Genomic DNA, 9,780 nt, shown 5'->3' with positions numbered 1-9,780 from the left:
TCGACGCAGACTTCACTCCGCGCTCGGCTACCGCACACCGCATGAAGTCCGCACCGAATATATGAATTCACAGCTCGCGGCTTAATTCCCGCGAAATCCGCAGTCTGAAAAACGCGGAGCAGGCCAGGGTCAAGGCCGAGCGGGACTACAACGCCGCCCAACGCGCCCTCGAACAACACCGCGCCCTTGACCGACAACCCGCCATCCAACGACCCCCACCCGACTACGGCAACGACCCACCCCCGTTCTGAAGATGCGGTGTTACGCACGCCGGGTGGTCTTGCCCCAGCGCATCGCCGAAATGCCCGTCCGAGTTCGCAACCTGGCCGGGCCCAGCCCACGGGCTCACACGATGACAGTGCCCGCGATGACATTGCCCGGGTACCCCGGTCTACGTGAGTATGGAGACCATGCCTTCAGACCTGCCGGTGAGGCCACCGCTGGAGCCGATGCTGGCCAAGGCGCAGACCAAGGTGCCCGACGAACCCGGCGTCTGGTCGTACGAACCCAAGTGGGACGGCTTCCGCGCGCTCGTCTTCCGCGACGGCGATGACGTCGTGCTGCTGTCACGCAGCGGCAAGGACCTGGCCCGCTATTTCCCCGAGGTGCTCGACTCCGCGCGCGACGAACTCGCGCCGCGGTGCGTACTCGACGGCGAGATCGTCGTTCCCCGCGACATCGCCGGGCGGATCAGATTGGACTGGGAATCCCTGAGCCAGCGGATCCACCCGGCGCAATCCCGGATCCAGATGTTGTCCGAGCAGACGCCGGCGCACTTCATCGGTTTCGACGCGCTGGCCGTCGGGGACACCTCGCTGATGAAGGAACCGTTCCGTAAACGCCGCGAAGCGCTCATCGGCGCGGTGAATCATAAACAGTGGTGCCACGTCACCCGCACCACCGAGGATCCCGCGCTCGGCGCGCAGTGGCTCGACGAGTTCGAGGGCGCCGGGCTCGACGGTGTCATCGCCAAGCGCCTGGACGGGCCCTACCTGCCGGGCAAACGCGAGATGATCAAGGTCAAACACCACCGCGACGCGGACTGCGTGGCGATCGGCTACCGCATCCACAAGAGCGGCGAGGGGATCGGCTCGATCCTGCTCGGCCTCTACCGCGACGACGGTGAACTGCAGATGGTCGGTGGTGCCGCGTCGTTCACCGCGAAGGCGCGGACGAAGCTGCTGGCCGACCTGGAGCCGCTGCGCATCGGTGACGACATGCGTGAGGGCGAGCCGAGCCGGTGGAACTCGGCCGCCGACAAGCGGTGGATCCCGGTGCGGCCGGAGCGCGTCTGCGAGGTGGCCTACGACCAGATGGAGGGCAACACCGACAGTGGCCGACGCTTCCGGCACGCGGTGAAATTCCTGCGCTGGCGGCCCGACCGGGATCCGGCCAGCTGCACGTTCGATCAGCTCGACGTTCCGCTGAACTACGACCTCTACGACGTGCTGGAGTCATAGATGCCAAGTGCCGCAACCGAAATAGACGTCGACGGGATCAAGGTCCGGCTGACCAATCCGGACAAGCCGTACTTCCCGAAGCTCGGCAGCGACGGCACCAAGGGCAGGCTCGTCGAGTACTACCTCGCGGTGGCCGACCGGATGGTCGAACTGCTGCGTGATCGGCCCGTGCACCTGCAGCGGTTCCCCGACGGCATCGACGGCGAGGAGATCTACCAGAAACGGGTGCCGCAGAAACATCCGGACTACCTCGAAACCTGCACCGTCACTTTCCCGTCCGGCCGCACCGCGGACGCACTGAAGATCACCCACCCGGCGGCGATCGCGTGGGCCGCGCAGATGGGGACGGTGACGCTGCACCCGTGGCAGGTCCGCTGTCCGGACACGGAACATCCCGACGAGCTGCGCATCGACCTGGACCCGCAGCCGGGCACCGGGTTCACCGAAGCCCGCAGCGTCGCGGTCGACGTGCTCAAGCCGCTACTCGACGAGCTCGGTCTGGTCGGTTATCCCAAGACCTCGGGTGGGCGTGGCGTGCATGTGTTCCTGCGCATCGCGACCGACTGGGACTTCATCGCGGTGCGTCGCGCCGGGATCGCGCTGGCCCGTGAGGTCGAGCGGCGTGCTCCTGATGCGGTGACGACGTCGTGGTGGAAGGAGGAACGGGGCAAGCGGCTGTTCATCGACTACAACCAGAATGCGCGCGACCGCACCTTCGCGTCGGCCTACTCGGCGCGCAAGACCCCCATCGCGACGGTCTCCACGCCGCTGACCTGGGATGAGCTCCGCGACGCCGAGCCCGACGACTACACGATCCTGACGGTGCCGGATTTCGTCGCCGGACGGCCGGACCCGTGGGCGGACATCGACAAGAACGCGCAGTCGATCGAGAAGCTGCTGACGATGGTCGAGGCCGACGAGGACCGCGGCCTCGGCGACCTGCCGTACCCGCCGAACTACCCGAAGATGCCCGGCGAACCGCCGCGCGTTCAGCCCAGCAAGAAGGTCGCCGCGCACTGGGACGAGGACGGCAATCGCATCGGTGACTAGTGCGGCCGGATACCCTGCTGTGCATGCCGATCGCCACCCTCCGGAAGTTGCTCGCCGCGCTGGCGATCGTCGGCCTGCTCGTCAGCGGCATCGGCGTCGCGACGATGATGATCTTCGGCAGCCGCGGTCAGCAGGACGTCGCGGCCCCGGAGCGCAGGCCTCCGACCCCGCCCCCGCCGTCGGTTCCCACCGACGAGGAGTTCCTCATCGGCGTCGTGGTCACCGCGCAACACTGCGACCCGGCCGGGCCGTGCTTCTACACGTACACGATCGACCCCAAATACGTTGGGTTGCACCCGTTCCCGGAGACCCCGTTCACCGTGGAATACGAAGTGCTGGGCGGGCATCAGCCACAGCCCGGACAGTTCACCGTGACCGGCGATCAGGCCGAGATCCTCAAGGACGTGGTGGTCGACGGCCCGCCCGGAGCGCAGCTGTCGGCGCGTGTCGTGCGGGTCGTCGAGGTGCCGCCGGCCCCCGCTGCCGAACCGCCACCAGCCCCCGCCGGCGAGCCGGTGCCCGTGCCATGACGACACCGCCGCGCAATCGCTGGATGCGTAACTTCCACCCTTCGCCCACCGCCCGTATCCGCCTGGTGTGCTTCCCGCACGCGGGTGGTTCGGCGAGCTACTACTTTCCGATGTCGGCGGCGCTGGCACCGGAATTCGACGTGTTCGGTGTGCAGTATCCGGGCCGCCAGGACCGCTACAGCGAGCCGTTCATCGAGACCATCGACGACCTCGCCGACCAGGCCTATGCCGCGCTGAGCGCGGTTCCGGACGCGCCGCTGGCGTTCTTCGGGCACAGCATGGGGGCGGTGCTCGCCTTCGAGGTCGCGCGGCGCTGCGAAGCCGCGGGCGGACCGCAGGTGGTGACGGTGTTCGCGTCCGGCTCTCGGGCACCGAGCCGTTACGGCGACGAGCGCAGGGTCACGACCGACACCGTCCTCGTCGGCGTGATGCGTGACCTCGGCGGCACCGACCCCCGTGTCCTGGAGAACCCCGATCTCCTGGCGACGTTCCTGCCGGCCTTCGGCAACGATTACCGGGCGCTGCAGGACTACCACCGCGGGACCGACGTCGGGATCAGCGCTCCGGTCGTGGTCATGACGGCGACCGACGATCCGAAGACCAGCGAGGCCGATGCGCGCGCGTGGCACGAGCACACCACCGGTGGCGGCGAGGTGCACACCTTCGCCGGCGGCCACTTCTATCTGGAGAAACAGCCGCAGAAGGTCATCGAGGTGATCGCGCGGACGCTGCGGGCTGCGGACTAGGGCCTGCGGACGGGCACCACCCCGCGCGGATTGGGCAGCGGCAGATCGTTGTACGTCGCGATGCCCGGCGCCGCCGCGACGACGGCCGGGATCGCGTGGATCGGAGGCATCGCGGTCATGATGTGGCCGAGCACGAAGAAATCCTCGATCGTCTTGGCGTTCTCGATCATGTCCTGCGGCGGCAGGAACCCGACCTGCATGTTCACCGTGGGCCGGCCCTCGATCGTGATCTTCCAGCCGTCACCGTCGAGTTGCCAGTCGGGGTCGAGGGTCTGGCCCTTCTTCCAGCGGACGTTGACGTCGATCACGGTCTCACCCTGGTAGATGCCTCGCCAGCTGGCATACACACCGGCGACGTGGCCGGCGGGGATCGTCCACGACGCCATCACGAGATCCTCGGTGGTCTGGGCGTACTCGGCGACGCAGGTGATCTCGTCCAGTTCGATGCCCAGCGCGTCGGCGACCAGCTGCACCGCCTCGGCGAACACGGCAGTGCCGTTCGAGGCCATCGGCTGCAGCCCCGGGTCGTCGATCGCGGTGCCGAACCCGACCGGCCGCTCGGTGTCGGGGGAGTCATAGAGCGTGGTGTCGGCGGACTCGGCGATGATCACCTTGTCGATGCGGTCGCACGCGGTGCCCGCGACGATGGCCAGCAACTCGGCGAAGCCGGGGCTGACCCCGGAGCCGAACAGCGTCGACCCGCCCCGCTGACATGCGTCGACGAGCTTGTCGCGGTCCGCGCCGAGGTTGCGTCCGGTGATGAAGGACGCCGACGCGACCACATTGACGCCCGACTCCAGGATCCGGACGAGTTCGTCGACGTTGATCCACATCGGGTTGTAGACCACGACGTCCGGTTTCAGGGCGAGCAGCGCGTCGATGTCGTTGGTGGCGGCCACCCCCAACGGTTCGATGCCGACGAGCTCGCCCGCGTCACGGCCGACCTTGTCGTCCGACCAGGCGTAACAACCGACGAGTTCCAGGTTCGGGTTGTCTGCGATTGCGGCGACCGAGGACTTTCCTACGTTTCCCGTCGTCCACTGGACGACCCGGTATGACACAGTGTTGGGCACTCGCTCAGCATAGGTTTGGCGGTGGTGCGTCCGGCCGGATTCGGTGAAATCAGACGGCCGGCGTCAGCACCGCCTTGCTCGTGCGCGTCTGGCCCGCCCGGTCGATCCACGTCAGGTCCAGCACGTCACCGGGATAGTGCCGGTCGAGCACCGAGGTCAGGGTGTTGGTGGAGTCCAGCGTGGTGCCGTCGAGCACGGTGAGGACGTCGCCCGGCATCACCCCGGCCAGCTGGGCCGGGCCACCGGTCATCACCTCCTGCACCAGCACACCGGGTTCGTCACGCGGGGTGGTGCGCACGCCGACACCGAGCAGGACGGGCGGACCGATGTGCACGCTGTCGGAGGGCACCCCGGCCCGGATCTGCCCGGCCACGGCCATCGCGTCGTTGATCGGGATGGCGAAGCCCTTCCCGCCGGGACCCATCCGGAAGTTCACCGATGCTGCGGTCGTGATGCCGACGACCCGGCCTTCGCCGTCGACCACCGGACCACCGGAGTCGCCGGCGCGAACCGGCGCGGCGAACTCGAAGAGCCCGGTCAACTCGTCCTTGGTGCCGGTCAGGGTGTCCTCGGCCTCGACGGTCCGGCCGAACGCGGTCAGGGTGCCGACCTCGCGGGTGAGCGGCGCGTCGGTGCCCATCGCGTTGCCGAGGGCGATGACGGGCTGGCCGGGAGCCAGCGCGTAGGCGTCACCGATGGGGGCCACCGGCAGACCGCCGGCGCCGAGCAGCTGCAGCACCGCGATGTCGCGTCCGCGGTCGTATCCCATGAGCTGCGCGGGGTAGGACCGCCCGCCGACGGTCGCGGTGATGCGGTCCGCGCCCTGCACGACGTGGAAGTTGGTCAGCACCTGGCCGCCGGGATCGAGCACGATGCCGGTGCCGAGGCCGATCACGCCCTGGTAGTCGACCTCGGTGTCGATGCGGACCACGGCCGGTTCCACCTGTGCCGCCGCGGCGACCGGGTCGCCGGGCGCCGCCGCCGCGGGCGTCACCGGAGTGACGAGAGCGAGGACCGCGGCCAGCGCGATCAGCAGTATCCGGTGTCGGCGAATCGGCCCCATACCCATCAATAGTGGCTGCGCCGTCGGCTGCTGTCGACGTGGGCCAGTTTTCTGAGCGCTCGCTCAGTCCTCGACGGCGACGCCGCCGCGCGTGCGTTTGCGCCTGCCCGGCACCGCTCCCTTGCCGGTCGGACGGCGATTCCGGAGTTTGCCGCCGGGCTCCTCGTCCGCCGGGCCGGAATCTGACTCGGCCTGCGGCTCCGGTTCGGCGACCGGCTCCTCCTCGACCTCGTCGGCGGTCTCGGTTTCGTCGGTCTCGGACTCGGTTTCGTCGGCTTCCTCGGTCTCTGCCGGGGAGTCCTTCCGGCCGCGGCGGCTCGTCCGCGCCTTGGCCTTGAGCGGTTTCGGTGGAGGCGGCGGAAGCTCGGCCGCGAAAGCCAGGTAGAACGCGGACACGCCCAGCAGCGCGAGCGCGGCGGCTGCGCCGTAGATGCCGAAGAACCACTGGCCCGCCGAGTCGAGCGAAACCCAGATCTCGGTGACCGCGGTGGCGATGATCAGCACCCCCGCCAGCACGTGCAGCACGATGGACGCCGTACGCAGGTTCAGCGCCATCTGCGGCGTCCCGAACTCGGGACGACGGGTGCGCAGCAGCGTGAACACCACCGGCAGCGCGGCGAGACCGATCAGGGCGCCGACCACGATGCGCAGCACCGTGCCCAGCGTGGCCGAGACGTCGCCCAGCAGCTCCGGCATGCGGGGGAGGACGAAGAAGAAGTAGAGGACGCCGGCGGCGATGGAGAACGACGCGTGCCAGATTACCGCAACGGTGCGGCCCATACTCCTCCTCGATCGTGTTGCCCGAGGTGCGACCATGCGAATGGTCAGCCGGTCGCACCCCGGGCGAGTGCGGAGGATGCGGGATTTGAACCCGCGAGGGCTGTTAACCCAACCCGCGTTCCAGGCGAGCGCCATAGGCCACTAGGCGAATCCTCCGTCGGCCATGGTAACCGACCCGCGGGCCGGTCTTGTAAATCAGTCGGTCAGCTCCTCGTAGCCGCGCGGCGAGCCGGGGGTATTACACTCGCCGTGGACCCCGCGCGGCGTCCATCCTGTGAACTCCCCCAGGGCCGGAAGGCAGCAAGGGTCAACGGGCTCTGGCGGGTGCGCGGGGTCCCCTTTACGTTCATCCGCAAGACGGTGAAAGGCGAGCGGTGTCGTTTCATTCGCTGGGCCGCGACGATCTGCGCGCACAGCACGAGCTGCAGCAGCGCAACTACGCGGACCTGCAGGCCAAGAACCTCCGCCTCGACCTGACCCGCGGCAAGCCGTCCCCGGACCAGCTCGACCTGTCGAACGGGCTGCTGGAGCTGCCGGGCGCCGGTGAGTTTCGGGACGCCGAGGGCACCGACACCCGCAATTACGGCGGTCTGCACGGGCTGCCCGAGCTCCGTGCGATCTTCGCCGAGTTGCTCGGCGTGCCGGTACCGAACCTGATCGCGGGCAACAACGCCAGCCTGGAGTACATGCACGACACGATCGTGTTCTCGCTGCTTCACGGCGGCGTCGACTCGCCCCGGCCCTGGATCGACGAACTCCGGGACGGCCCCGGGGTGAAGTTCCTGTGCCCGGCCCCGGGCTACGACCGTCACTTCGCGATCACCGAGAGCCTCGGCATCGAGATGATTCCGGTGCCGTTGCGCGAGGACGGCCCCGACCTCGACGTGGTCGAAGAGCTCGTCGCCGCCGACCCGGCGATCAAGGGCATGTGGTGTGTGCCCGTGTACGCCAACCCCACCGGAATCATCTACTCGCCGGAGGTGGTCCGCCGCCTCGTCCAGATGCCCACCGCAGCAACGGATTTCCGGTTGATGTGGGACAACGCCTACGCGGTGCACACCCTCACCGACGACTTCGTCGCGCAGGTCGACGTCCTGGGGCTGGCGACGGCGGCCGGCCACGCCAACCGGCCGCTGATCTTCGCCTCCACGTCCAAGATCACCTTCGCCGGTGGCGGGGTCAGCTTCTTCGGCGGCTCGCCGGACACCATCGCGTGGTATCTGAGGCACGCCGGGAAGAAGTCGATCGGCCCGGACAAGGTCAACCAGTTGCGGCACGCGCGGTTCTTCGGCGATGCCGAGGGCGTGCGGTCGCACATGCGCCGGCACCGCGAGTTGCTGGCACCGAAGTTCGCCCTCGCGCTGGAGATCCTCCATGACCGGCTCGGGGACCCCAAGATCGCGTCCTGGACCGAACCCAAGGGCGGCTACTTCATCAGCGTCGACGTGCTGCCCGGCACCGCCAAGCGCACGGTCGCGCTGGCCAAGGACGCCGGTATCGCGGTCACCGAGGCCGGTGCGTCGTTCCCGTACCGAAAAGACCCGGAGGACAAGAACATCCGGATCGCGCCGACGTTCCCTGCGCTGTCGGACCTGCGCGAGGCCATCGACGGACTCGCCACCTGCGCGCTGCTGTCGGCCACCGAGCGGCTGCTGACGCTGCCCCGCGAGAAGTAGTCGGACCGGGTCGGTAGCCTGCTTCCGTGGCTCTCTACCGCAAGTACCGACCGGCGACCTTCGCAGAGGTTGTCGGCCAGGAACACGTCACCGAGCCGCTGTCGACGGCGCTCAACTCCGGCCGCATCAACCACGCCTATCTGTTCTCGGGACCGCGCGGCTGCGGCAAGACCTCGTCGGCGCGCATCCTCGCCCGTTCCCTCAACTGCGCCGAGGGGCCGACGGCCACGCCGTGCGGGGTGTGCGACTCGTGCATCGCGCTGGCCCCCAACGGGCCCGGCAACATGGACGTCACCGAACTCGACGCGGCCAGCCACGGCGGTGTGGACGACACCCGTGAGCTGCGCGACCGCGCGTTCTACGCCCCCGCCCAGTCGCGTTACCGCATCTTCATCGTGGACGAGGCGCACATGGTCACCACGGCCGGCTTCAACGCGCTGCTCAAGATCGTCGAGGAGCCGCCCGAGCACCTGATCTTCGTGTTCGCCACCACCGAACCGGAGAAGGTGCTGCCGACCATCCGTTCGCGCACCCACCACTACCCGTTCCGGCTGCTGGCGCCGCGCACCATGCGCACGCTGATCGAGAAGATCGTCGCCTCCGAGAACGTGCAGGTCGACGACGCGGTGTACCCGCTGGTAATCCGCGCCGGCGGCGGTTCACCGCGCGACACGCTCAGCGTGCTCGATCAGCTGCTCGCCGGCGCCGACGGTGATCACGTGGCCTACCAGCGGGCGCTGTCGCTGCTGGGTGCCACCGACGTCGCGCTGATCGACGACGCGATCGACGCGCTGGCGGCCAACGACTCGGCGGCGCTGTTCGGCGCGGTGGAGGGCGTCATCGACGCCGGGCACGATCCGCGCCGCTTCGCCACCGACCTGCTCGAACGGTTCCGCGATCTGATCGTGCTGCAGGCCGTGCCCGACGCGGTGGCCCGCGGGGTGGTCGACGGGCCCGAGGACGTGCTGGAGCGGATGCGCGAGCAGGCCGCACGGCTCGGCACCGCGACCCTGACCCGCTACGCCGAGGTCGTGCACGCCGGCCTGGGGGAGATGCGCGGCGCCACGGCACCGCGGTTGCTGCTGGAGGTCGTGTGCGCGCGGCTGCTGCTGCCGTCGGCCAGCGACACGGAGGCCGCGCTGCTGCAGCGCGTCGAGCGCATCGAGACCCGGCTGGACATGTCGATCCCGGCCAGTGACGACATCGCCGCGGCGGCGCCTGCCGCGCCGCGCAAGCAGTTCGTCCGCAGGAGCGAGGTACCTCCGCAACCACCGGCGGGGACTGACGGAGTTGACCACCAACCGGCACAGTTCATCCCTGACCTCGGCTGTCACTTCCCAGGGTCGTCCCCGCTCGGCCGGGGCCGTGGGGGCGGGGGAGATGTTGGGTGGTGGGGACGCGT

General features: G+C 69.0%; 9 protein-coding genes, 1 tRNA gene and 1 other RNA gene. 7 read left to right on the top strand and 4 right to left on the bottom strand.

The window, feature by feature from the left end:
* Positions 1-401: 401 nt before the first annotated feature.
* The 4 genes from ASJ79_RS11000 to ASJ79_RS10985 are packed head-to-tail and all read left to right on the top strand — an operon-like array spanning position 402 to position 3,786.
* The gene (locus tag ASJ79_RS11000; RefSeq protein WP_067955028.1) at positions 402-1,460 is read left to right on the top strand and encodes an ATP-dependent DNA ligase; all 1,059 of its coding nucleotides are present in this window, start codon (positions 402-404) and stop codon (positions 1,458-1,460) included.
* Positions 1,461-2,510: a non-homologous end-joining DNA ligase gene (ligD, locus tag ASJ79_RS10995; protein ID WP_067955026.1), complete on the top strand. Its 1,050-nt coding sequence runs from the start codon at positions 1,461-1,463 to the stop codon at positions 2,508-2,510.
* A gap of 23 nt (positions 2,511-2,533) precedes the next feature.
* Positions 2,534-3,040, top strand: coding sequence for a hypothetical protein (locus ASJ79_RS10990; RefSeq protein WP_067955031.1), 507 nt, complete (start codon positions 2,534-2,536; stop codon positions 3,038-3,040).
* Positions 3,037-3,786: a thioesterase II family protein gene (locus ASJ79_RS10985; RefSeq protein WP_067955024.1), complete on the top strand. Its 750-nt coding sequence runs from the start codon at positions 3,037-3,039 to the stop codon at positions 3,784-3,786. The genes ASJ79_RS10990 and ASJ79_RS10985 overlap by 4 nt, the downstream gene beginning before the upstream one ends.
* Here the strand turns inward: ASJ79_RS10985 and ASJ79_RS10980 are convergent.
* From ASJ79_RS10980 to ASJ79_RS10965, 4 genes are all read right to left on the bottom strand, one after another.
* A complete protein-coding gene (locus tag ASJ79_RS10980; protein WP_067955022.1) occupies positions 3,783-4,859 on the bottom strand; it encodes a dihydrodipicolinate reductase in 1,077 nt (358 codons plus the stop codon). The genes ASJ79_RS10985 and ASJ79_RS10980 overlap by 4 nt on opposite strands.
* A 49-nt stretch (positions 4,860-4,908) precedes the next feature.
* Positions 4,909-5,928 (bottom strand): S1C family serine protease, encoded by a 1,020-nt coding sequence (locus ASJ79_RS10975; protein WP_067955020.1) that lies wholly within the window; start codon positions 5,926-5,928, stop codon positions 4,909-4,911.
* A 57-nt stretch (positions 5,929-5,985) separates the two neighbouring features.
* Positions 5,986-6,702: a hypothetical protein gene (locus ASJ79_RS10970; RefSeq protein WP_067955017.1), complete on the bottom strand. Its 717-nt coding sequence runs from the start codon at positions 6,700-6,702 to the stop codon at positions 5,986-5,988.
* A gap of 70 nt (positions 6,703-6,772) precedes the next feature.
* Positions 6,773-6,858 (bottom strand) — tRNA-Ser (locus ASJ79_RS10965).
* Positions 6,859-6,950: 92 nt separating this feature from the next.
* Here ASJ79_RS10965 and ffs point away from each other — a divergent pair.
* From ffs to ASJ79_RS10950, 3 genes are all read left to right on the top strand, one after another.
* An RNA gene (ffs, locus tag ASJ79_RS10960) (signal recognition particle sRNA small type) lies at positions 6,951-7,045 on the top strand.
* Between the two features lie 31 nt (positions 7,046-7,076).
* Positions 7,077-8,378, top strand: coding sequence for an aminotransferase class I/II-fold pyridoxal phosphate-dependent enzyme (locus ASJ79_RS10955; protein WP_067955015.1), 1,302 nt, complete (start codon positions 7,077-7,079; stop codon positions 8,376-8,378).
* A gap of 26 nt (positions 8,379-8,404) precedes the next feature.
* Positions 8,405-9,780: DNA polymerase III subunits gamma/tau (locus tag ASJ79_RS10950; RefSeq protein WP_231750815.1), on the top strand; the 1,376-nt coding region annotated here is incomplete at its 3' end.

The organism is Mycobacterium sp. NAZ190054, from assembly GCF_001545925.1.
Classification (GTDB): Bacteria; Actinomycetota; Actinomycetes; order Mycobacteriales; family Mycobacteriaceae; genus Mycobacterium.
This window is presented reverse-complemented; position numbering and strand designations above follow the sequence as displayed.

Coding starts and splice junctions, on each gene's coding strand:
- ASJ79_RS10970 (WP_067955017.1), bottom strand. CDS start 6,702: ATGGGCCGCACCGTTGCGGTAATCTGGCACGCGTCGTTCTCCATCGCC.
- ASJ79_RS10985 (WP_067955024.1), top strand. CDS start 3,037: ATGACGACACCGCCGCGCAATCGCTGGATGCGTAACTTCCACCCTTCG.
- ASJ79_RS10975 (WP_067955020.1), bottom strand. CDS start 5,928: ATGGGTATGGGGCCGATTCGCCGACACCGGATACTGCTGATCGCGCTG.
- ASJ79_RS10990 (WP_067955031.1), top strand. CDS start 2,534: ATGCCGATCGCCACCCTCCGGAAGTTGCTCGCCGCGCTGGCGATCGTC.
- ASJ79_RS11000 (WP_067955028.1), top strand. CDS start 402: ATGGAGACCATGCCTTCAGACCTGCCGGTGAGGCCACCGCTGGAGCCG.
- ligD (WP_067955026.1), top strand. CDS start 1,461: ATGCCAAGTGCCGCAACCGAAATAGACGTCGACGGGATCAAGGTCCGG.